Raw genomic sequence first — 20,119 nt, 5'->3', positions numbered from 1 at the left:
GCGGCCCGGGAAGACCGCCCGCCGATGTGAACGGTCACATCAGCGGATGTCACTCTACACACGCGCGGGATCGACCTGTCAACCCGAGACGCCCTGCCCCCCTCGAAGTGGGGTCGTCGCGGCTGGGGAGGACGCGGGGGACGGATCAGGACGAGGGCGGTCCCGAGGACGCGCGCACGACGAGCTCCGGCGTGATCGTGCCGCGGTACCGGTCCCCCGTCCCGCCCATGCCGTCGAGGAGGAGCGCGACGCAGCGGCAACCGACCTCGGCGAAGTCCTGGCGGACGGTCGTGAGCGGCGGCCAGAAGTGCGCCGCCTCCGGGATGTCGTCGAAGCCGACGATGCTGACGTCGCGCGGGACGTCGAGGCCGGCGTCGCGGACGGCGTGGATGAGGCCGAGGGCCATCTGGTCGTTGCTGGAGAAGATCGCGGTGAAGTCGCGGAGGCGCAGCATCTCCCGACCCGCGTAGAAGCCGAACTCGGCCGTCCAGTCGCCGAGGATCGGCGCGGTCGTGGGCACCTCGGCGGCCGACATGGCGTCGAGGAAGCCGCGCATGCGGGCCTCCGCCTCGATCCAGTCCTGCGGGCCGGCGAGGTGGTAGATGTCGCGGTGCCCGAGGTCGAGCAGGTGCCGCGTGGCCAGGCGCGCACCCGCGATCTGGTCGACCGAGAGGTCGTGCGCGTCGCCGCGCCCGTCGCTCTGCATGGTCACGTACGGGACGTCGAGCGACATGCTGGCGATCACCTCGCGCACGCGCACCTGCGGCGCCACGACGACGAGGCCCTCCACCGCCTGGTCAACGAGGTGCCCGAGCGCGACCTGGATCGCGGCCTCGTCGGACGAGGGCAGGTTCGTGGTCGTGACCAGGTACCCGGCCTCGCGGGCCGCCGCCTCGATCGCCGCGATGGACGACGCCGGGCCGTACTGCGAACTCTGGGCGGTGAGCACGCCGATCGTGCGCGAGCGGCTGGTGACGAGGGCCCGAGCCGCGCGGTTGGGCCGGTACTGCACCTGCTCCATCACGTCGAGCACGCGTTGGCGCGTCTCCGCGCGGAGCGAGGGCGAGTCGTTGAGGACGCGGGAGACGGTCTGGTGCGACACCCCCGCGAGTCGCGCGACGTCGCGGATGCTCGGCGCCCTGCCGCGCGGCGTCTCCGTCGTCATCATCGACCCCGTCCTGGTGCGGGCCGTGGCCCGGTCGCGCCGTGCGGCGCAGGTGTCACATTGTCACATGTGACTGTCACACGGGGCGCCCCGGGGATCGGCCGACCCGGGAGGGCGGGCGCCGGCGGCGGGACCGCTGCGGCAGACTGGTCGTCCACCCGAGGAGAGGCACCACCTGTGACGATCACCGCCGCCGCTGACGGATCCGCGCTCGGCAACCCCGGTCCAGCCGGCTGGGCCTGGTACGTGGACGACGAGCACTGGGCAGCGGGCGGATGGCCGCACGCGACGAACAACCAGGGCGAGCTCAAGGCCGTGCTCGAGCTGTTCCGGGCCACCGCGCACCTCGACGACGACCTCCTCGTGCTCTGCGACAGCCAGTACGTGATCAACTCGGTGACCAAGTGGATGCCCGGCTGGAAGCGCAAGGGCTGGCGCAAGGGCGACGGCAAGCCGGTGCTCAACGTCGAGCTGCTCCAGGAGATCGACGCGGAGATCCAGGGCCGGCGCTACCGCTTCGAGTGGGTGAAGGGCCACGCGAACCACCCGCTCAACGAGGCGGCCGACGACCGGGCGCGCGCCGTCGCGACGGCGTTCCAGGGGCGACGCCCGATCCCGGAGGGCCCCGGCTGGGCGGGCCACGAGGCCGACGCGTCCGGGTCCCCCGACGACGCGACGGAGACGGCCGCCGTGGAGGCCGACGCCGAGCGCGCGGCGGATCCCCAGGTCGCCGCGGCGGAGGAGCTGGAGGCCGGGGCCCCCGCCCAGCCGGGTCTGTTCGACTTCGACGCGTTCGACGAGGAGATCGCGCCCGAGCCCGGCGACACGACCCTCACGATCGCGCTCGACCGCGACACGATGGCGCGGCTCAGCGCCCACGCGCGCGAGCGGGGCGTGAGCGTCGACGAGGCCGTGCGCGAGCTGCTGCCCTGAGCGCGGCTCGACCCCGCCGGCGATGCGGGGTCGTCCGCCGCTAGTGCTTGCCCTGCTTGAGGGCCTTGCCGAGCGCGCGCTCGAGGTCGACGACGAGGTCCTCGACGGACTCGATGCCCACCGACAGGCGCACGAGGTCGTCCGGGACCTCGAGCGGCGTGCCCTTGACCGAGGCGTGCGTCATCTCGGACGGGTAGCTGATGAGCGACTCCACGCCGCCCAGCGACTCCGCGAGCTGGAAGACGCGCGTCCCCTCGACCACGCGACGCGCGGCCTTCGCTCCCCCGCGCACCTGGAACGAGATCATGCCGCCGAAGCCCGTCATCTGCGCCTTCGCGATGTCGTGGCCGGGGTGCTCCGGGAGGCCCGGGTAGTGCACGGCGGTGACGTCGGGGTGCTGCTGCAGGAACGCGGCGATCTCCTCGGCGTTCGCGGAGTGGCGCTCGACGCGCACGGCGAGCGTCTTGATGCCGCGGGTGGTGAGCCAGGCGTCCATGGGGCCGGAGACGGCGCCGATCGCGAATTGGAGGAAGCCGACCTTCTCGGCGAGCGCGTCGTCGTCGAGGATGACCGCGCCTCCGAGCACGTCGGAGTGGCCGCCCAGGTACTTGGTGGTGGAGTGCACGACCACGTCGGCACCCAGCGTGAGCGGCTGCTGCAGGTAGGGCGAGGCGAAGGTGTTGTCCACGACGACCGTCGCGCCGGCCGCGTGGCCGAGGTCGGCGAGCGCGCGGATGTCGCTGATCTTCATCAGCGGGTTGCTCGGGGTCTCGACCCAGAGGACCTTGGCGGGGCCGGATCCGAGCACCCGCTCCACCGCGGCGAGGTCGCTCATGTCGACCGTCTCGACGACGATGCCCCAGTCGCCGAGCACGCGCGTGAGGAGGCGGTAGGTGCCGCCGTACACGTCGTCGCTCAGCACGATGCGGTCGCCGGGGCGCGTGATCGCCCGCAGCAGGGTGTCCTCGGCGGCGAGTCCCGAGGCGAACGAGAACGCGTGCGACCCCTTCTCGAGCGACGCGAGCTGCTCCTGGAGCGCCGTGCGGGTGGGGTTGGCGCTGCGGGCGTACTCGTAGCCGTTCCGCATCCCGCCGATGCCGTCCTGCACGAACGTGCTCGTGAGGTACAGCGGCGGGATGACCGCGCCCGTGGTGGGGTCCGGGACCTGGCCGGCGTGGATCGCGCGGGTGTCGAAGTCGTGCTTGTCGCTCACGGGGACTCGTCTCTGTGGTTCGGGAGGATGCGGGTGCTGCGCCGGCGGATCAGTCGGTGAGGTAGGTGAGGAGGTCGTGCCGCGTCAGCACGCCGACGGGCTTGCCGCCGTCGCTGACCATGAGCGCGTCGGCGGATCCGAGGGCGCTCCACGCGTCGGGCACGGTCTCGTTCACGCCGATGAGGCCGAACGCGTCGCCCGTGAACGGCCCGACCTGGTCGGACAGCTGCGCGCGCCCGCTGAACACGAGCTCGAGGAGGCTGCGCTCGTCCACGGCGCCGGCGACCTCGCCCATTACGACGGGCGGCTCGGCTGAGAGGACGGGCAGCTGGGAGACGTCGTACTCGGTCATGATGCGGATCGCGTCGCGGATCGTGTCGTTCGGGTGCGCGTGCACGAGGTCGGGGAGGCTGCCGGTCTTGGCGCTCATGACGTCGGCGACCGTGCGCTGGCCGTTGACGCGGGCGAAGCCGTAGGACTGCATCCACCTCTCGTTGAAGATCTTGCCGAGGTAGCCGCGGCCGCCGTCGGGCAGGAGGATCACCATCACGTCGTCGGGGCCCAGGTGCTTCGCGGCCTTGAGCGCGGAGACGACGGCCATGCCGCTGGATCCGCCGACGAGCAGGCCCTCCTCGCGGGCGAGCCGCAGGGTCATGTCGAACGACTCCTGGTCGCTCGACGCGATGACCTCGTCGACCACGTCGGGGTCGTACGCGGCCGGCCAGAAGTCCTCGCCGACGCCCTCGACGAGGTAGGGGCGGCCGGTGCCGCCCGAGTAGACGGAGCCCTCGGGGTCGGCGCCGACGATGCGCACGCGCCCCTCCGACACCTCCTTGAGGTACCGGCCGACGCCGCTGATGGTGCCGCCCGTGCCGACGCCCGCGACGAAGTGCGTGATCTCGCCCTCGGTGTCGCGCCAGATCTCGGGACCCGTGGTCTCGTAGTGGCTGAGCGGTCCGTTGGGGTTCGAGTACTGGTCGGGCTTGAAGGCGCCGGGGATCTCGCGCGCGAGCCGGTCGCTCACGGAGTAGTAGGAGTCGGAGTGGTCCGGCGCGACCGAGGTGGGCGTGACCACGATCTCGGCGCCGTACGCCGTGAGCACGTTGCGCTTGTCCTCGCCGACCTTGTCCGGCAGCACGAAGACGCAGCGGTAGCCGCGCTGCTGGGCGACGAGCGCGAGGCCGACGCCCGTGTTGCCCGAGGTGGGCTCGACGATGGTGCCGCCCGGCTTCAGCTTCCCCTCGCGCTCGGCGGCGTCGATGATGCGCGTCGCGATGCGGTCCTTGGCGCTGCCGCCGGGGTTCAGGTACTCGACCTTCACCAGCACGGTCGCCGAGATCCCCTCGACCACCTTGTTGAGCTTCACGAGCGGGGTGTTCCCGATGAGGTCGAGGATCGTGTCGGCGTACTTCACGTGAGGTGGCGCTCCCGGGTATCAGGTGTGCGGTCCGGTGGGCCCCGCTCGTCCAGTGTAGGCGCGCGCCCTCGCCGTGTTACGGGGCGACGGCGGCCCCCGCGGGCAGGGTCCGCCCAGGCCGACCGGGTACCCTGATCGCACATTCCCCCAGCAGAGAAGGACCCTCCGTGGCGCGACGCGACGACACCACGCCCTCCGGCGACGAGAGCGGACGGCCCGTCCCGCCGACCGCCGAGAAGGTGGCGGCGCTGAAGAAGCAGCAGGACCGCGCGCGCCGCAACCGGCTCATCGGCATCATCACGGGATCCGTGGCGGCCGTCGCGGTCGTCGCCGTCGTGATCGGCGTGGTCGTCTCGAGCGGCACGCCGAAGCAGGATCCGGCGGACATCAGCATCGAGGGCCTCCGCACCTGGGACTCGCTCCCCAGCACGCACGTGCAGACCCCGGTCGACTACGCCGGGCTGTACGCAGGCATGAGCCCGCCCGCCGGCGGCGAGCACAACCCCATGTGGCTGAACTGCGGCATCTACGACCAGCCGCAGCCCAACGAGAACGCGGTGCACGACCTCGAGCACGGCGCCGTGTGGATCACCTACGACGCCGCCAAGCTCACGGGCGACGACCTGTCGAAGCTGCAGAAGTACGCGGAGTCGTTCGGCGGCTACGTCACGATGTCGCCGTATGAGGGCCTCGACACCCCCATCGCGCTGTCCGCGTGGGGCGCGCAGGTGAAGGTCGACTCGGTCGACGACCAGCGCATCAAGGATTTCATGGCCAAGTACTGGAAGAGCCCCGACGCCCCCGAGGCCGGTGCCGCGTGCACCGGCGCCCTCGAGGGCGAGGGCCGGGTCGGCTGACCGTGACCGACCGCGGCACCGACGGCAGCGAGCGCCCCGACGAGGGCGACGTCGTCATCGACCACGTCCCGGACGACGACATCCGCGAGGAGGAGCTCGACGGCCTCGTCGCGCACGGCGAGGCGTCGCGCGCGCGTGGGCGCCGGATCCGCATCGGCCTCGCCGCCGGCATCGTCGCGGTGGCGCTCGTGGTCGCCGGGCTCCTGGTGGGACGCGTCACCGCGCCCGTCTCGGCTCTCACTCCCAGCACGAACAGCGCGGAGGCCGGCTTCTCCCGCGACATGCAGGTGCACCACGAGCAGGCCGTGCAGATGTCGCTCATGATCATCGACCGCACGGACGACCCCGAGGTCAAGCTCATCGCGCAGGACATCGCGCAGGCGCAGGCCCAGCAGGCGGGCCAGATGTACGCGTTCCTCACCTCGTGGGGCCTCGACCAGGCGCCGTCGCAGCCGCGCATGACGTGGATGACGCTGCCGACGCTCGACGGGAAGACCGACCACTCGTCCATGGACATGACCCCCGGCGCCACGATGCCGGGCCTCGCGTCGCAGGCCGACCTCGACGAGCTGCAGTCGCTCACGGGCGTCGAGGCCGAGCGGAAGTACCTGACGCTGATGATCGCCCACCACCGCGGCGGCGTCGAGATGGCCCAGGCCCTCCTCGACCGCTCGCGGAACCCGCTCGTCACGGACCTCGCCAACGGCATGGTGATGATCCAGGACAAGGAGATCCTCTACATGCAGCAGCTGCTCGACGCCCGCTCCTGAGCAGCTCTCCCGCAGCGCCGGCCCGCCCGCACCGCCCGTCCGCCTCGCGGGCGGGCGGGCGGTGCGTCGTCCGGCGGCCGGGCCGGATCCGCGGGTCAGGCCGCCGCGGTGCGCTGGTCGCTGTAGAGCCGCGCGTACTCGCCGCCGCGCGCCAGCAGCTCGACGTGCGTGCCCTGTTCCACGATGCGGCCGGCGACGACCACGAAGATCACGTCGGCGTCCACCACGGTCGAGAGCCGGTGCGCGATCGCGATGGTGGTGCGTCCTCGCGACGCCGTGTCGAGCGCCTGCTGCACCACCCGCTCCGAGATCGCGTCGAGCGCGCTCGTGGCCTCGTCGAGGATCAGCACGGCCGGGTCCTTGAGCAGCACGCGCGCGATGGCGATGCGCTGCTTCTCGCCGCCGGAGAGCCGGTAGCCGCGCTCCCCCACGAGCGTCTCGTAGCCGTCGGGGAACGACTCGATCGTCTGGTGGATGTTCGCGGCGCGGGCCGCCTGCTCGATCTGCTCCTGCGTGGCGTCCGGCCGCGCGTAGCGGAGGTTCTCGCCGATGGTGGCGTGGAAGAGGTACGTCTCCTGGCTGACGATGCCGATGTTCTCCAGCAGCGACTCCTGCTCGAGGTCCCGCACGTCCGCACCCGAGAAGAGCACCCGCCCGCCGGTCACGTCGTGGAAGCGCGGGATGAGGTACGACACCGTGGTCTTGCCCGCGCCGGACGGCCCCACGAACGCCGCGAACTGGCCCGGCTGGATCTCGAACGACATGCCGTCGAGGGTCGGCCGCTCACCGGCCCGGGTGTCGGGGTACGAGAAGCGCACCTCGTCGAACGCGACGCGGCCGAGCGCCGGGCCCGCAGATACCGGGCGCGCGTCGTGACGGTCGCGGATCGCTGGCTCCAGGTCGAGGTACTCGAAGATGCGGGCGAAGAGCGCGCCCGAGGTCTGGAGGTCGAGCGCGACGCGCATGAGGCCGATGAGCGGCCACATGAGGCGCGCCTGCACGGTCGTGAACGCGACGATGGTGCCCGCCGTGACGCTGACGCCGCCCGTGATGAGGAAGCCCGCGACCACGTAGACGATGGCCGGGATGATCGACAGGAAGATCTGCACGAGCGCGAAGAACCACTGCCCGCTCATCTGCTGGCTCACCTGCAGCCGGATCTGGTTGCGGTTCTCGGCTTCGTAGCGCTCGGTCTCCGCGGCCTGCCGGCTAAAGCTCTTCGAGAGCAGGATCCCGGACACCGAGAGCGTCTCCTGCGTGATGGCCGTCATGTCGGACAGCGACTCCTGCGTCTTGGACGCGATGCGCGCCCGGACCTGGCCCACGCGGGGCTGCGCGACGACGAGCACGGGCATCAGGATCACGGCGACCAGCGTCAGCTGCCAGTTGAGCACGAGCATCGCGACGAGCGCCGCGATGACGGTCACGGTGTTGCCGAGCACGCTCGAGACGGTGTTGGTGAGGACCGCCGCCACGCCGCCCACGTCGTTCTGCAGGCGGGACTGGATCACGCCCGTCTTCGTGCGCGTGAAGAAGCCGAGCTCCATGCTCTGCAGGTGCCGGAACAGGTCGACCCGCATGGATCCCATGACCCGGTTGCCGACGGTCGCGGTGAGGTACGTCTGCCAGACGCCGAGTCCCGCGCCCACGACCCAGATGGCAATCATGATCGCGACGAGCTCGACCAGGACGGGGATGTCGGGGCCGCCGGTGGGCGGGAAGAGCCCCCGGTCGAAGGCCTGCTGCGTGAGCAGCGGCGGCACGACCGTGAGGCCCGCGCCGACCAGCACGAGCGCGATCGTGAGGGCCAGCGCGCGGCGGTGCGGACGGAACAGCTCCGCGATCCGGCCGAGCAGGTTCTCGACGCGCGGCGCCTCGGCGTTGGCCCGGCGCTGGGCCTCGGCGTCCGCCGCCTCCGCGCATCCCGCCGCCCGCGGCGATGTCGCCCATCCTCGTCATTCCGGCGATTTTACGCCCGTGGGGGATCTCTCCCGACCACGCCGGCGCCCGGCACGACGACGGCCCGGCCGCCCGCGCACGCGGACGACCGGGCCGGATGGGACGAGCGCGGATCAGCCCTTCGTGGATCCCGCCAGGAGCCCCCGCACGAAGTACCGCTGGAGGCTGAAGAACACGATGAGCGGGACGATCAGCGACACGAACGCGGCTGCCGTGAGCCGCTGCCAGTCCTGCCCGCGCGTTCCCGTGAGCTCCGCCAGCCGCTGCGTGAGCGGGGCGACGTCCGGGGTGCCGCCCGAGAAGATCAGCGCCACCAGGAGGTCGTTCCAGACCCAGAGGAACTGGAAGATCGCGAAGGACGCGATGGCCGGGAGCGCGAGCGGCAGCACGATGCGGAAGAACACCTGGCCGTGGCTCGCGCCGTCGACACGGGCCGCCTCGATGACCTCGCCCGGGATCTCCGAGATGAAGTTGTGCAGCAGGAAGATGGCCAGCGGCAGCGCGAAGATCGTGTGCGCGACCCACACGGGCAGGTAGCCCTGCTCGGGGATGAGCGGGATCACGCCGTGCACGGCCTCCTGCAGCGGGCGCAGGGTGCGGGTGAACATCTGCAGCAGCGGGATGAGCGCCATCTGCAGCGGCACGATCTGCAGCGCGAAGATCAGCACGAACAGGAAGTTCGAGCCCTTGAACTTGATCCACGCGAACGCGTACGCGGCCATGGACGCGATGACGAGCGGGAACAGCGTCGCCGGGATCGCGATGGCGAGCGAGTTCACGAAGTACGAGCCCAGCTGCGGCGACGACTGTGAGGTGGAGAGCAGCACGTCCTGGTAGTTGTCGAGCGTGAAGCCCGGGTTCTGGAAGATCGTCCACCAGCCCGTGGTCTGGATGAGGCCGGCCGGGCGGAACGACGAGACGAACAGGCCGAAGGTCGGCAGCGTCCAGAGCACCGCGATGATCAGCGCGGCGAGCGTGGCTCGACGCGAGGTGAGCCGGTTCTTGACGCGGCGGCTCTTCGCGCCGACCGAGGCGGCCTGCTCGATGGTGCCGCGACGCGTCCCCCGGTCGGCGACGGGCAGGTCGGCGGGTGCGACGCTCATCGGATCTCCCTCTGCTTGCTCATGACGCGGACGTTGTAGATGACGATCGGCAGCACCATGAGGAACAGCACGATCGCGAGCGCGGAGCCGCGGCCCTGCTCGCCGGCGCGGAACGCCTGCGTGTACATCTCGTTGGCGATGACGCTCGTGTCGAAGTTGCCCGCGGTCATGGTGCGGACGATGTCGAACACCTTGAGCGTCGCGATGGAGATGGTCGTGACCACCACGACGAGCGACCCGCGGATCCCGGGGAGCGTCACGTTGGTGAAGCGCTGCCAGGCGTTGGTGCCGTCGAGCTGCGCGGCCTCGATCTGCTCGGTCGGCACGCCTTTGATGCTCGCGGAGAGCACGACCATGGCGAAGCCGGTCTGGATCCAGATCATCACGATGATGAGCAGCGCCGTGTTGATGGGCGACGTCTGCAGCCACTGCACGGGCTCCTGGCCCGTCCAGACGAGGATCTGGTTGAGCAGGCCGATCTGCGCGTTGTCGCCCGACTTGTAGTCGTAGACGAAGCGCCAGATGATGCCCGCGCCGACGAAGGAGATCGCCATGGGCATGAAGACCAGGGCCTTGAAGTACTTCTCGCCGCGCGACTTGTCGATGAAGACCGCGTAGGCGAGGCCGATGGCGGTCGACAGCAGCGGCACGAAGACCACCCAGATGATGGTGTTGAGCAGCGTGCGGAGCGCGGCCGGCTGGGTGAACATCCAGACGAAGTTGTCGAACCCGGCCCACTCCCCCGTGTTGTCGCGGAACGCGAGCAGGGTCGTGCGGAACGCGGGGTAGATGAGGCCGACGGCGAGCAGGATCAGCGCGGGGAGCACGAAGGCACCCAGCTGCACCCAGTCCTTGCCGCGCTTCGGCGCCTTGTCGATGAGGAAGAGCATCAGCCCGATCACCACGGCGAAGACGGCGAGCGCCACCACCACCTGGAGGATCTTGCCGATCAGATCAGCGGTCGTCATGGACGTCTCGCCCTTCGGGTCGGAGGGATGTGGGAGCGGGGCCGCCGCGCGTTCGCGGCGGCCCCGCAGGGGCGGCACGGCTGCCGGCCCGGGTGCCGACCCGATCAGGGCCGGCGGTGGATCAGCCTGCGTCGATCAGGACGCGGGCCAGCTCGACTCGATGGCGTCGACCGTCTTCTGGGTCGAGTCGCCGCTCAGCCAGCCGACGATCCCCTTCCAGAAGGAGTCGGTGCCGACCGCGCCGGGCATGAGGTCCGAGCCGTCGAAGCGGAACGTGGCGTTCGGGTCCTGCAGGATCTTGATGCTCTGCTTCAGGATGTCGCTCGACGCGTTCGCGGGGTCGAGCCCCTTGTTCGCGCTGATGACGCCGCCCAGCTTCACGCGGTTGTTCGCCCAGGTGTCGCTCGAGAGGTAGGAGAGCACCGCCGTGATCTCGTCGCTTGACCTGAACGCGCCGACCAGTTCGCCGCCGCCGGTGACCGTCGTCGCGTCGCCCTCGTTCGTCTGCGGGAGGAGGAACGCGTACACGTCGCCGTCGGGTGAGACCTTCGCGTCGGTACCGTCGGCCTTCTTCCAGAAGCCTTCGTAGAACGACGCCTGGAGGTGCAGCGAGCACTTCCCGTCGAGGAGCGGGAGGCCTGCGTCCCCGAACTCCGTAGAGATGATCGACGAGACGTCGCCCAGGCCGCCGTTGACGTAGTCCGGGTTCTTGAATATCTCGCCCGCGGCGTCGAACGCCTTGACGATGGCCGGGTCGTTGAACGGGATCTGGTGCGTGACCCACTTGTCGTAGGTCTCGGCGCCGGACTGGCGGATGACGAAGCTCTCGACCCAGTCGGTGCCGGGCCAGCCGGTGGCGTCGCCGGAGCCGATGCCGGCGCACCAGGGCTTGTGGTCGCCCTCGTCGGCGATCTTCTTGGTGAGGTCCATGAGCTCTGCGGTGGACTTCGGGATCTCGTAGCCCTTTTCCTTGAACTCGGCCGGTGAGTACCAGACGTAGCCCTTGACGCTCGCCATGAGCGGCGCGCCGATGAACTTGCCGTCGACCGTGCCGTAGCCCTTCCAGTCGGTGGACCAGTTCTTGTCGACGTTCTCCTCGACGGCGGCGGGCGCCGGCTGCAGGTAGCCCTTGGTGGCGAGCACGTTGAAGAGGCCGGGCTGCGGGATGATGCCGATGTCGGGGGCCGACTGCCCCTCGGCGAGCACCGCGATCTGCGCCTCGAACTCCTTGGTGCCCTGGTAGTTCACCTTGATGCCCGTGCAGGTCTCGAAGTCCTTCCAGGATTCGACGAGCCGGTCGGCCTCGTCGTCCTGGATGGTGCCACCGATGCTGACCTCGGGGCTCCCCTGGAACGTGCCGTACGACGAGTACGGCGAGCAGTCGGTGTCCGCGGCGTCCTCGGCCGCGATGTCGCCCGTGCAGCCCGTGAGCGCGAGGCCGGCGATGCCGACCGCTGCGAGGGGTGCCGCGAAGCGACGTCGGAATAGGGCGTGGCCCATGTGCGTCTCCTCTTCATCGAGTGGATGCGGGTCCGCCCCGCCGTCCTGTCCTGCGTGCGTCGGCGGGTGAGGCGCCGTCGCCTGAAACCTCTCCCCGAATGAGGAACCGGTTCCACAGGTCAACGTAGGGGAGGTCGCAGCCCACGGCAAGGCGGCGGGGATAACGAAACGGTCTCCCTCGTGGCGGCGCGGTAGGCGCGCCCCCCGCGGATGGTCCATCATCGGAACCGGCCCCCGCGCATCCTGGAACCGCTTCCAGGGCGCGCGCGTCCGGCGCGACGAGGCGCCGCGGGTCCCGATGAGAGGGAGCGCGATGAGCGCCATCGCCGACGTCGCCCGGCTGGCCGGGGTCTCCAAGGCCACCGCGTCGCGCGCGCTCAGCGGCCGCGGCTACGTCTCCCCCGCGACGCGCACCCGCGTCTCCGATGCCGCCGCGGAGATCGGGTACGTCGTCTCCTCGAACGCGTCGAGCCTCGTGACCGGCCAGTCGAAGAACGTGGGCGTCGTCATGCCGTTCATCAACCGCTGGTTCTTCGCGGAGCTGCTCGAGGGGATCGAGGAGGCGCTGATCGAGGCCGACTACGACCTCACGCTGTACCGCCTCACCGCGGATCCCGAGCAGCGCCGGAAGGTCTTCGAGTACTTCCTCGTGCGCAAGCGCGTGGATGCGGTCATCGCGGTGAGCGTCGCGCTCACGCCCGCGGAGGTCGTGCGGCTCCGCGCGCTCGACAAGCCGCTCGTCGGGATCGGCGGCCCGGTCGAGGGCATGAGCACGCTGAGCATCGACGACGAGGCCGCGGCCCGCCTCGCCACGGAGCACCTCCTGAGCCTCGGGCACGCGCGCGTCGTGCACCTCGGCGGCGATCTGCACGCGCAGATGGCGTTCTTCGTGCACGCGAAGCGGCTGGCCGGCTACCGGGCGGCGATCGACGCGGATCCTCGCGGCCTCGAGGCCCGGTTCGCCACGGCGGAGTTCACGATCGACGGCGGCTTCCGCTCGGCCATGGCGCTGCTCGCGGATCCGCGGACCCGGCCGACGGCGGTCTTCGCGGCCTCCGACGAGATCGCCATCGGGACGATCCTCGCGGCCAGGCAGCTGGGCATCGCCGTGCCCGCCGAGCTCTCGGTCGCCGGGATCGACGGGCACGCGCTCGCGCCATTGTTCGGCCTGACGACGGTCGAGCAGCACCCGCGGACGCAGGGGCGGGCCGCCGTGGGCATGGTGTTGGAGGGGCTCGCGCCGGAGGGCGCGGCCGAGCGCGCCGTGACGCTGCCCGTCGACTTCCAGGCGCGCTCGAGCACGACGGCGCCCCCGGCCCCGCCGGCGCCGTGAGGGCGGGCGGGATCGAGGGCGGGGCGAAGGCGCCGGGGATGCGGGGACCGCGGGTCAGGCGTCCCCCGCCGTGACCGCCTGCGCCTCCTCGAGGGCATCGACCGGCTCGGCGTCGACGCAGCGCAGCCAGCGGTGTCCGGCGACCACGATGACGAGGGCGACGAGCACGGATCCAGCCGCGGCGTAGTAGGGCGTCGCGTCCGAGAAGAGGTTCGCGAGCTCGGTCGCGGCGGGCGGGGCGATGGCACCGCCGAGGAACCGCACCGACGAGTAGGCGGAGGACGCGACGCTCCGCGGGTGGTCGGTGGCCTCCATCACGCACTCGGTGAGCACGGTGTTGAGGACGCCGAGGAGCAGGCCGCCGACGATCACGCAGGTCACGAGGCCGGCCGCCGAGCGGACCACGAGGCCGGCCGCCGCGAGATCGACCGCGAGGAGCGGGAGCATGAGCCGGAGGACCGAGGTGCGCGCCATGCGCCGGGTGAGGAGCGGCGCCACGAGCACCGAGGTGATCGCGAGGCCCACGCCCCAGCCGAAGAAGGTGAGCCCCAGGCCGATGGCGTCGAAGCCCAGCGGGAACGGCGTGTAGGCGAGCAGCTCGAAGAAGCCGATGTTGTAGAACAGCGCGGCCGCGGCGAGCACCGCGAGGGCCGGGGTACGGAGCGCGCGCAGCGGGGCGGACAGGCGCATGGGCGCGCGGGGCGCGTCGTCCTTCCCGAGCAGGGCGAGGATCGCGACGAAGCCGACGGCCATGAGCGTCGCGGTGCCGAAGAACGGACCGCGCCAGCTCCAGCTGCCGAGGAGGCCGCCGAGCAGCGGGCCGATCGCGATGCCGAGGCCGAGCGCCGCCTCGTAGAGCATGATCGCGGACGCGGTGCCGCCGGACGCGGATCCGACGATGGTCGCGAGCGCGGTCGAGATGAAGAGCGCGTTGCCGAGGCCCCAGCCGGCGCGGAAGCCGATGACCTGCTCCACGTCCTGCGAGAGGCCGGCCGCCGCGGCGAAGACCACGATGATCGCGAGGCCGATGAGGAGGGTGCGCTTGGCGCCGATGCGGCTGGAGATCCAGCTGGTGATGAGCATCGCGAGCCCGGTGACGAGCAGGTAGCTCGTGAAGAGCAGCTCGGCCTCGGTGGCGGTGGCGTCGAGGCTCGAGGCGATGGCGGGGAGGATCGGGTCGACGAGCCCGATGCCCATGAACGCGATGACGCACGCGAAGGCGACGGCGAAGACGGAACGGGGCTGGCGGAAGATGTCGCGGAACGACGCGTGCTGCTGGGTGGACACGGGTGCGGTGTCGCCTCCTGGGATCGGTGCGGATGGATGGGTGGGTGGTGCGGTGGGGCGCGGTGCCTGGCGGTGCCGACGGGCGACCGCGGTCAGTCGCGCGCGGAAGCCGGGGCGCCGTCGATGCGCGACATGACCACCTCGACGGCCCGCGCGAGCACGGCCACGTCGTCGGCCGGGAGGTCGGCGAAGCGCGGCACGAGCGCGGTGGCCAGGCGGTCGCGCCAGTCGTCGAGCGCGGCGCGGCCGGCCGGCGTGATCTCGAGCAGGGACGCGCGCGCGTCGGACGGGTCCGTCACCTGCGCGATCCAGCCCTGGCCGACGAGCGAGCGGACGATCTTGGTGGTCGTGGGCTGCGAGACCCGGCTGCGCTCGGCGAGCACGCCGAGGCGCATCCCGCCGGGCCACGTCACCAGCACGGACAGGGTCCGCCAGACGGCGGGCGAGCTCGAGCCGCCGACCTCGTGCGCGGCGAGGCGCGTGAGGCGGTGCCCGGCGGTCACCAGGTCGCCCAGCAGGGTGCGCAGGTCGTGATCGGTCATGCCCCAATCATATAGCCAGGCTATGCGTATGTCGCATCCCCCGTCACGATGTCCGCGAACGGAAGGTGACCGCGGGCACCTCGACCCGGACGCCCGCCGGGACGTAGCGTGGAGCCACGCTGGCAGCCCGCCCCCGGGGAACCCGCGCCGGGGGGCCATGATGAGCGACGCGCCGACCATCGACGGCCTCGAGCGCGCGATCGGCGACGCGCTGGACGGCGGCGCCGACGCGCAGGCGGCGACCCTCCTCGCCGACGGATGGCCGCTGCACGTCGACCTCCACTCCGACCGCATCCGCGCCCTTTACGACCGGCTCGACCCCGAGCGGTGGGAGGACGACGTCTGGCTCGTCACCGGCATGGCCGCCACGTACCGCGGCGCGGTCGCATCCGACCGGCGGGCGTCGATCGCCTACCGCTCCGCGCTCGACCTCCTGCTCACCGCGGATCCCGCGCCCGGCGCCCCGACGCGCGCCGCGGTCCTCGTGCACCGCGCCGCGGGCGACCGCCGGGTGGGCCGGCTGGCCGAGGCGCGCGACTCCCTCGACGAGGCGCGCGGGATCCTCGACACCGAGCGCGGGATCCCGCTCCAGGAGCGCATCACCCTCCAGGCCCGCGTGGCCCTGCAGCACGGGCTCGTGCTCACCCACCTCGGCGACTTCGTCGGCGCGCGCGAGGAGCTCCGCATCGCGGAGGGCCTGGGCGAGCGGCACCTCGTGCTGGCCGACCGGCTGGAGTGCCGCGGCGCGCTCGCGTACCTCGCCTACTGCCTGGGCGAGATCGAGGAGGCGCGCGATCTCGTCGTGCGCGCCCGCGGGCTCCTCGCGTCGCCGGGGGCGGATCCGGCCCTGTCCCGCAGCGGGTTCCTCGCGCCGGCGGAGATCGCCGCCGCGATGATCGCGGTCGACGAGACGCGGCAGGACGACGCGATGCTCATCGTCGAGGGCCTCCGTCCCGCGAGCGACGGCACCGACTGGGAGCTGCTCGCCCGCTACGCGGAGGCGACGGTCGCGGCGATCCGGGGCCTGCGGCTCGATGCGCTCGAGCACCTGCGTCGGCTGCACAACCTCGGCGTGGGCTGGGCGGAGCACGGCCCCATGCCGACCATGCGCGACACGCTGCGGGCGTCCCTCCTCGCGCACCTGGACCAGCCCGCCGCGGCGTGGGACCTCCTCCGCATGCTGCAGCCGACGGCGCAGCACTCCACGTGCCCGGCCATGATCGCCGGACGGCTGCGGGTGCAGGCCGACGACCACGTCGGCGCCCTCGCGCAGATGGCCGAGTGCCTCGCGCTCGGCGACGCGCACTCGGGTCGCACCCTCGACGACGTCCTGCTCGTGGTCGCGGCCGCGCACCACGGCCTCGGCGACCACGCACGGAGCGACCACGCCTTCGACCGCGCGGCGCTCCACGCCGTGTCGACCGGCGTGCTCCGGCCCTTCGCGGTGTTCCCCGCCGCGGCATCGCACGCGCTGCTCGACCGGGCGCTGGCGCGGGATCAGCACCCCGACGTGCGCGAGGTGCTCGAGGGCGTCCGCGCCGGCCAGGTGCGCGTGGAGGCCGCCCCGGTGGAACCGCTGACCGACCGCGAGCGCATCATCGTCGCGTGCCTGGCCGACGGGCTGACCGTGACGCAGATCGCCGGCCGGCTCTTCATCTCCCCCAACACGGTCAAGTCGCACATCCGCACGGCGTACCGGAAGCTCGACGCGCGGTCGCGCTCCGAGGCCGTGGAGCGGGCACGCGCCCTCGGACACGACCTGCGGCCGGGGTCCGCCTGACCGGACAAGCCCCGGGGACGACGCAGGGCGCCGACCCCCGAGGGGATCGGCGCCCTGAGCGCTGTGCGGTGCTGCGAGCTACTTGACGGTGACCGTCGCGCCCGCGGCCTCGAGCTGCGCCTTGGCCTTGTCGGCGGCCTCCTTGTTGGCGCCCTCCAGGACGGCCTTGGGGGCTCCGTCGACGAGCGCCTTCGCCTCGCCGAGACCGAGGCTCGTGAGGGCGCGCACCTCCTTGATGACCTGGATCTTCTTGTCGCCGGCGGCCTCGAGGATGACGTCGAACGCGGTCTTCTCCTCGACCTCCTCGGCGGGTGCAGCGGCGCCGGGGGCGGCGGCAGCGGCGACGGGCGCCGCGGCGGTGACCTCGAAGACCTCCTCGAACTTCTTGACGAAGTCGCTGAGCTCGATGAGCGTGAGCTCCTTGAAGGCCTCGATGAGCTCGTCGTTAGAGAGCTTTGCCATGGTGATTCTCCTTGGGTTGGTGTGGTGTCTGGTGGATCAGTGCATCGCGCCCCGGGAACGGGACCCGAGGGGTGCTACTGAGCCGATTCCTGCTTCTCGCGCAGCGCCTCGACGGTGCGTACGGCCTGCGAGAGCGGTGCGTTGAACAGGTACGCCGCGCCGAAGAGCGAGGCCTTGAAGGCGCCGGCGAGCTTGCCCAGCAGCACCTCCCGCGACTCGAGGTCGGCGAGCTTGTTCACCTCGTCCGCCGTCAGGGGGTTGCCGTCGAAGTAACCGCCCTTCACGACGAGAAGAGGGTTGGCCTTGGTGAAGGTGCGCAGAGCCTTCGCGACGGCGACGGTGTCGCCGTGCACGAACGCGATCGCGGACGGGCCGACGAGCTCGTCGTCGAACGACGAGATCCCCGCCTGGTTCGCCGCGATCTTGGTCAGCGTGTTCTTCACCACGGCGTAGGTCGCGTCTGCACTGATGCTCTTCCGCAGCTGCTTGAGCTGGGCAACGGTGAGACCGCGGTACTCGGTGAGCAGTACGGCGTTCGAGCTGCGGAACTTCTCCGCGAGCTCGGCGACCGAGGCTTCCTTGTTCGCCATGGCACTCCTTATCACGTGGTTCCCCGACACCGCGGAAGCGGTGCGAGGTGCTGGCAGCCCCCGGCTGCACACATGAGAAACGCTCCGGCACAGGAGGCCGGAGCGGGAGTGTCGCGCAGGCCCTCAGGGCATGCGCTGCATCGTGCTTCGATCACCTGCGCGGGCCTTCACCTGAGTGAACCTTCGTCCGGCGCATCCCCTCGCGGGGTCACGACGACGACCAGCGGTCTGTGGCTCCGTTCAGGTTAGGTGATGCGGGACCGCCCGCGCAAGTCGGCGGGCGCGGGCGGTCCCGAGGCGGCTAGTAGCCGACGACCGCGTGCGGCACGTAGTGCTCCTCGAGCCGGGCGACCTCGTCGGCCGTCAGCTCGATGTCCAGCGACGCGACGGCGTCCTCGATGTGCGCCACCTTCGTGCCGCCCACAATGGGCGCCGTGACGACCGGGTTCCGCGACACCCACGCGAGGGCGACCTGCGCCCGCGGGACACCGCGCGCCTCGGCGACCTCGGCCACCGCGGCGGCGACCCGGCGGTCCGAGTCCTCCTGGGCCGCGTAGAGCGTCTTCCCGAACTCGTCCGTCTCGCTGCGGGCGGTGGACGCGTCCCAGTCGCGGGTGAGGCGGCCGCGGGCGAGCGGGCTCCACGGCAGGGATCCCACGCCCTCGTCGGCGCACAGGGGGAGCATCTCTCGCTCCTCCTCGCGGTTCACGAGGTTGTAGTGGTCCTGCATCGTGACGAAGCGCGCCCATCCATTCGCCCGCTGCAGGTGCAGCGCCTTCGAGAACCGCCAGGCGTCCATGGACGAGGCGCCGATGTAGCGGACCTTGCCGACGCGCACGAGGTCGTCGAGCGCCTCGAGCGTCTCCTCGAGCGGGGTCGCCGGGTCGAAGCGGTGGATCTGGTACAGGTCCACGTAGTCGGTCCCGAGCCGCCGGAGGCTCTCGTCGATCTGCCACATGATGTGCTTCCGGGACAGGCCGCGCGAGTTCGGCCCCTCCCCCATCGCGCCGTGCACCTTGGTCGCGATGACGACCTCCTCGCGCTTCGTCATCGCCTTCAGCGCGCGGCCGGTGATCTCCTCGCACGACCCGTCGGAGTACACGTTCGCCGTGTCGAAGAAGGTGATCCCGAGCTCGACCGCGCGGCGGATGAGCGGGATCGAGTCCTCCTCGCCGAGCGTCCACGCGTGGCCGCCGCGCGTCGGCTCGCCGTAGCTCATGCAGCCGAGCGCGATCGCGGAGACCTCGGTGCCGGTGCTGCCCAGGCGGACATACCTCATGAGGGGTGCCCCGCGACCGGGTCGTCGCCCGCGTCGGCCGGCGCATGGTCGCGCCAGGTGTGCTCGGGCGCGTAGCCGAGGATCCGGCGGGCCTTGTCGATGGACAGCAGCGTCTCGTGCTCGCCCAGCTCCTTCGTGACCTCGACACCGGGGAAGACCTCGGCGGCGAGCTCGGCGGACGAGCGGCTCATCACGGTATCGGCGTTGGCGACGATGAAGCGGTCGAAGCCCGGGGCGTCGTGCTCGAGCGCCTTGCGCACGGCCTGGGCGCCGTCACGGCCGTCGATGTAGCCCCACAGGTTCCACTTGCGCGCGAGCGCGTCGTCGTCGAACCCGGGGAACCCGTCGTAGTCGTCGACGTCCATGACGTTGGAGAAGCGGAGCGCCGTGACCTGCAGCTCCGGATCCCAGCGGCACAGCTCGATGGCCATCTGCTCCTCGAGGTGCTTCACGAGCGAGTAGGTGCTGTTCGGCTGCGCCGGGTACTCCTCGTCGACGGGGATGTACGGCGGCGGCACGTCGAACGGGAGCCCGAGCACGGTCTCGCTGGATGCGTAGACGACCTTCTTGATGCCCGCCCGGCGCGCGGCCTGGAAGACGTTGAAGCTCGTGAGCATGTTGTTGTGGAACGTGGCCACGTCGCTCAGGATCGCGGGGGCCGGGATCGCGGCGAGGTGCACGATGGCGTCGAACCCCTCGTGCAGGTCCTGGACGCCGAACAGCGCGTCCACCACCTGCCCGTAGTCGGTGGTGTCGACACGGACGTAGCCCGATCCGCGCTCCCCCACCTGGTCGATGTTGGTGACCTCGTGTCCGTGGGCGCGCAGGTCGGCGACGACGTGGCGGCCGAGCTTCCCCGAGCCTCCGGTGACGGCGATTCTCATCAGGTGGCATCTCCTTAGTGGGGCGGTTCCGCCCGAAGTCCATCCTGGCCCGCCGCCCGAGGAGGCGACAGCGGGAT

Annotated in this window: 18 protein-coding genes; 5 read left to right on the top strand and 13 right to left on the bottom strand. The window is 71.4% G+C overall.

The genetic code is table 11. The features are described 5' to 3' along the window. Positions 1–145 precede the first annotated feature (145 nt). Positions 146–1,168, bottom strand: a complete 1,023-nt coding sequence (locus tag CMS_RS00660; protein WP_012297612.1) for a LacI family DNA-binding transcriptional regulator — start codon at positions 1,166–1,168, stop codon at positions 146–148. A 174-nt stretch (positions 1,169–1,342) separates the two neighbouring features. Here CMS_RS00660 and CMS_RS00655 point away from each other — a divergent pair, with 174 nt between their 5' ends. Beyond that, entirely contained in the window at positions 1,343–2,098 is a 756-nt protein-coding gene (locus CMS_RS00655; protein WP_012297611.1) for an RNase H family protein, read from the top strand. A 40-nt stretch (positions 2,099–2,138) separates the two neighbouring features. On the opposite strand, the gene CMS_RS00650 is transcribed toward CMS_RS00655, so the two are convergent. Both CMS_RS00650 and CMS_RS00645 read right to left on the bottom strand, forming a co-directional pair. After that, on the bottom strand, positions 2,139–3,311 hold the full coding sequence (locus CMS_RS00650) for a cystathionine gamma-synthase (RefSeq protein WP_012297610.1): 1,173 nt from the start codon (positions 3,309–3,311) through the stop codon (positions 2,139–2,141). 49 nt (positions 3,312–3,360) lie between these two features. Beyond that, on the bottom strand, positions 3,361–4,725 hold the full coding sequence (locus CMS_RS00645; RefSeq protein WP_012297609.1) for a cystathionine beta-synthase: 1,365 nt from the start codon (positions 4,723–4,725) through the stop codon (positions 3,361–3,363). 170 nt (positions 4,726–4,895) lie between these two features. On the opposite strand from CMS_RS00645, the gene CMS_RS00640 reads away from it, so the two are divergent. Together CMS_RS00640 and CMS_RS00635 are read left to right on the top strand one after the other, a co-directional pair. Then, positions 4,896–5,585: a DUF3105 domain-containing protein gene (locus CMS_RS00640; protein ID WP_012297608.1), complete on the top strand. Its 690-nt coding sequence runs from the start codon at positions 4,896–4,898 to the stop codon at positions 5,583–5,585. Between the two features lie 2 nt (positions 5,586–5,587). Then, positions 5,588–6,355: a DUF305 domain-containing protein gene (locus tag CMS_RS00635; protein WP_012297607.1), complete on the top strand. Its 768-nt coding sequence runs from the start codon at positions 5,588–5,590 to the stop codon at positions 6,353–6,355. A gap of 95 nt (positions 6,356–6,450) precedes the next feature. On the opposite strand, the gene CMS_RS00630 is transcribed toward CMS_RS00635, so the two are convergent. From CMS_RS00630 to CMS_RS00615, 4 genes are all read right to left on the bottom strand, one after another. Then, positions 6,451–8,145 carry an ABC transporter ATP-binding protein gene (locus CMS_RS00630; protein ID WP_012297606.1) on the bottom strand — a complete coding sequence of 565 codons (1,695 nt, stop codon included), beginning with the start codon at positions 8,143–8,145 and terminating at the stop codon, positions 6,451–6,453. A 282-nt stretch (positions 8,146–8,427) separates the two neighbouring features. Continuing rightward, on the bottom strand, positions 8,428–9,417 hold the full coding sequence (locus CMS_RS00625) for a carbohydrate ABC transporter permease (RefSeq protein WP_012297605.1): 990 nt from the start codon (positions 9,415–9,417) through the stop codon (positions 8,428–8,430). Beyond that, on the bottom strand, positions 9,414–10,385 hold the full coding sequence (locus CMS_RS00620) for a carbohydrate ABC transporter permease (protein WP_012297604.1): 972 nt from the start codon (positions 10,383–10,385) through the stop codon (positions 9,414–9,416). Before CMS_RS00620 ends, CMS_RS00625 begins: the two co-directional genes overlap by 4 nt. Before the next feature lie 135 nt (positions 10,386–10,520). Next, entirely contained in the window at positions 10,521–11,885 is a 1,365-nt protein-coding gene (locus CMS_RS00615; protein WP_012297603.1) for an ABC transporter substrate-binding protein, read from the bottom strand. Positions 11,886–12,198: 313 nt separating this feature from the next. On the opposite strand from CMS_RS00615, the gene CMS_RS00610 reads away from it, so the two are divergent. Further along, positions 12,199–13,218, top strand: a complete 1,020-nt coding sequence (locus CMS_RS00610) for a LacI family DNA-binding transcriptional regulator (protein WP_041464254.1) — start codon at positions 12,199–12,201, stop codon at positions 13,216–13,218. A 54-nt stretch (positions 13,219–13,272) separates the two neighbouring features. On the opposite strand, the gene CMS_RS00605 is transcribed toward CMS_RS00610, so the two are convergent. Together CMS_RS00605 and CMS_RS00600 are read right to left on the bottom strand one after the other, a co-directional pair. Then, positions 13,273–14,505, bottom strand: a complete 1,233-nt coding sequence (locus CMS_RS00605; protein WP_012297601.1) for an MFS transporter — start codon at positions 14,503–14,505, stop codon at positions 13,273–13,275. A 92-nt stretch (positions 14,506–14,597) separates the two neighbouring features. Beyond that, entirely contained in the window at positions 14,598–15,047 is a 450-nt protein-coding gene (locus tag CMS_RS00600) for a MarR family winged helix-turn-helix transcriptional regulator (RefSeq protein WP_012297600.1), read from the bottom strand. A gap of 160 nt (positions 15,048–15,207) precedes the next feature. On the opposite strand from CMS_RS00600, the gene CMS_RS00595 reads away from it, so the two are divergent. Beyond that, positions 15,208–16,827, top strand: a complete 1,620-nt coding sequence (locus tag CMS_RS00595; protein WP_041464797.1) for a helix-turn-helix transcriptional regulator — start codon at positions 15,208–15,210, stop codon at positions 16,825–16,827. Positions 16,828–16,905: 78 nt separating this feature from the next. On the opposite strand, the gene rplL is transcribed toward CMS_RS00595, so the two are convergent. From rplL to CMS_RS00575, 4 genes are all read right to left on the bottom strand, one after another. Then, the gene (rplL, locus tag CMS_RS00590) at positions 16,906–17,289 is read right to left on the bottom strand and encodes a 50S ribosomal protein L7/L12 (RefSeq protein ID WP_012037546.1); all 384 of its coding nucleotides are present in this window, start codon (positions 17,287–17,289) and stop codon (positions 16,906–16,908) included. A 74-nt stretch (positions 17,290–17,363) separates the two neighbouring features. Further along, positions 17,364–17,879 carry a 50S ribosomal protein L10 gene (rplJ, locus tag CMS_RS00585; protein ID WP_012037545.1) on the bottom strand — a complete coding sequence of 172 codons (516 nt, stop codon included), beginning with the start codon at positions 17,877–17,879 and terminating at the stop codon, positions 17,364–17,366. 301 nt (positions 17,880–18,180) lie between these two features. Next, on the bottom strand, positions 18,181–19,158 hold the full coding sequence (locus CMS_RS00580; RefSeq protein WP_012297597.1) for an aldo/keto reductase: 978 nt from the start codon (positions 19,156–19,158) through the stop codon (positions 18,181–18,183). Next, the gene (locus CMS_RS00575; RefSeq protein ID WP_012297596.1) at positions 19,155–20,042 is read right to left on the bottom strand and encodes an NAD-dependent epimerase/dehydratase family protein; all 888 of its coding nucleotides are present in this window, start codon (positions 20,040–20,042) and stop codon (positions 19,155–19,157) included. The genes CMS_RS00580 and CMS_RS00575 overlap by 4 nt, the downstream gene beginning before the upstream one ends. Positions 20,043–20,119: the final 77 nt, after the last annotated feature.

This window comes from Clavibacter sepedonicus (genome assembly GCF_000069225.1).
Taxonomy (GTDB): Bacteria; Actinomycetota; Actinomycetes; order Actinomycetales; family Microbacteriaceae; genus Clavibacter; species Clavibacter sepedonicus.
Note: the sequence above shows the minus strand (reverse complement) of the source record. Positions and strands in the feature narration are given on the sequence as shown.